Here is a 2,155-nt window from a genome sequence, read left to right as displayed (position 1 = left end):
CACCTTGGAGGCGACGACGTTCCGTATCGGCGGCGATCAGTGAAGATGCGTGACCAAGGAAGATCGCCGCCGATACGGTACGTCGTCGCCGGTCGTGCAAGCAAAGGGTGAAACGTCGCATCGCCAACACGAGTATGGATTGATCGAGGAACCGTCAACGTTGGTTCAGTCATCGTTTGCAGTGAGTGAATCGTCGTGGTTGTGAAGCCAGAGCGATGGCGTGGAACGATCGGCATGGGATCCATGCGTAGGTTGTGCCCCGCAGGGCGCGAGGCGGGCAGCGAGTGTCCGCGGCCCAGTCGGATAACGGTACGGTTCACCGGGCGGGGAGAGAAAAGTTAACCGTCAGAAAAGACGCGCAAGCCCCGCTCCGGTGCAACCGATGGTTATCCGCATTTACGAGAACGGAAGCCATCGCGGGCTTACCGTGACATTAGCATCAACACGTATAGTATAGCGACAGGTGCGACGATTGAGACCAGCGTGCAGCCCAAAAAAGTTACGATGGCATAGTCAACCGACCGTCGCCAACACAGAAATCCAGACAGGGCGAATCCAATGCCGCAAAGCACGATAGCGGTCAACCAAGCCGGATAGTAGATGTGACCGAAACTACTGGGGTCAAGAATCTGGTTTGGGTGTGTAGCAAAGAGAACCACAGCGCCGATGAAGTGCAGCAATGAAACCAAGGCGGAGACAGCGACACCGAGTGCGATCGGCCAAACCGATCCAGCCAGAGGTGGTGTTCCATCAAGCGAAGGCGAAGCGTGTGACATTGGATTCACAGTGTGATTGGATTTCAGTCGGATAACGTCCGGGTTCACCGGGCCGGGAGGGAAAAGTCAACCATCAGGAAACGCCCGCAAGCCCGGCTCCGGTGCAACCCATGGTTATCCGCCGTTGTGAATTATGGGTAAACTGTGACGAGTGCATCGAAGTCGATGCGTTGACAGAGTTCTTGTTGTAGCGTCATCCCGGCAAGACTGCAATCTTGCGAGACTTCAAGTTCGTCGCCGGTTAGATCAGCTCTGCCGTCGTCGACGGCAGCTTGGAACTGGGCATGGAGCTTTCGCTCGGTTTCGGCATACGCAGCGACCAAATTTAGGGTTTCGGTATCAAGCGGTGGTGACGCCGCAAGGAAATCGTCGAGCAGTGCTGCCGTTCGTCGAGCGCGTTCAGCACCCATGTGCATTCGGTGCATTTCGGGAGGGATAGCATCAAAGTCCAATTCAAGTGGAGCACTTGATTTGATGATGCAGAGAGCGAGTTTCTCGCGGTGTGGAAGAGTCGGATCAGAACAACCAACCAAGGCGACGCACGCAAAGCACGTAAGTAAAAGGAGGGGGCGTTCTGTCACGATAGTAATACGATGGGGTCAGTCGGATAACGTCCGGGATCACCGGGTACGGAGAGTAAAGTCAACCATCGGAAAAAGCACGCAAGCCGTACTCCGGTGCATCCCATTGTTATCCGCCACGTTTTGGCTTGCGGCCAATTGGACGGTACAGGACGTCAGGTATCTGTCTTGCGAACTCATCTCGGCGGTCACTCATTGAAACACGCGGTGTCGGGTCAAAGTAAAGCCGGCCCGAAGTGTAGTCACCGTTAACAATGCGGCGTTCTATTTGGCGGAGAAGTCGAAACACTTCTCGGTCGTGGCCCCCGTCAATCTCTTTCAAAGTGTTGAATTGGAAATAGTAGTCTTCCGCACAGCCGTACCAAAATAGGTACAGCATTGTCCCAGCGTCACAGCCCGGGTTAGCAACTAGAAGTTGAAGCGGCTTTGGGTTATCCCAAGTGAAGTTCTCGGCAAACAGTTGAAGTTCGCCCGGCTTCCGTGTGGCCCTGAGCCAAGCGTTACGGCGGCGATCCGCAGTTCGGATAAGTTGCTCCAGTGCCGCGACGTTATTCCACAGCTCCTCCGGTGTGTCAGGGGGAACGCCCTCTGTTGCAAGGTCAATGATCTCCTGCTGACGCTTTTGAGATATTGCCATCTGTTTCAGTTCAGCATTTGAAGTCGGATAACGGTATGCATCACCGAGGTGGCGGGATTTGACGTGCAAGCAGAGAGAAAAGTGTGCGGCCGCCACTCCGGTGCATGCAATGGTTATCCGCAAAGCACCATTGCGATGCGGTCCGTCGGCGCGGACTTTGT

Annotated in this window: 3 protein-coding genes; all 3 read right to left on the bottom strand. The window is 55.1% G+C overall.

What is annotated here, in order from left to right; translation table 11 throughout:
* Nucleotides 1-422: 422 nt before the first annotated feature.
* Complete coding sequence (locus RC85_RS28050) at nt 423-776, bottom strand: hypothetical protein (RefSeq protein ID WP_068267728.1); 354 nt, start codon at nt 774-776, stop codon at nt 423-425.
* A gap of 131 nt (nt 777-907) precedes the next feature.
* Nucleotides 908-1,186 (bottom strand): hypothetical protein, encoded by a 279-nt coding sequence (locus RC85_RS25490; protein WP_157594075.1) that lies wholly within the window; start codon nt 1,184-1,186, stop codon nt 908-910.
* Nucleotides 1,187-1,466: 280 nt separating this feature from the next.
* Nucleotides 1,467-2,155: DUF4274 domain-containing protein (locus tag RC85_RS25485; RefSeq protein ID WP_157594074.1), on the bottom strand; the 689-nt coding region annotated here is incomplete at its 5' end.

Source organism: Rubripirellula obstinata (genome assembly GCF_001642955.1).
Lineage (GTDB): Bacteria > Planctomycetota > Planctomycetia > Pirellulales > Pirellulaceae > Rubripirellula > Rubripirellula obstinata.
Note: the sequence above shows the minus strand (reverse complement) of the source record. Positions and strands in the feature narration are given on the sequence as shown.

Coding starts and splice junctions, on each gene's coding strand:
- RC85_RS28050 (WP_068267728.1), bottom strand. CDS start 776: ATGTCACACGCTTCGCCTTCGCTTGATGGAACACCACCTCTGGCTGGA.
- RC85_RS25490 (WP_157594075.1), bottom strand. CDS start 1,186: ATGGGTGCTGAACGCGCTCGACGAACGGCAGCACTGCTCGACGATTTC.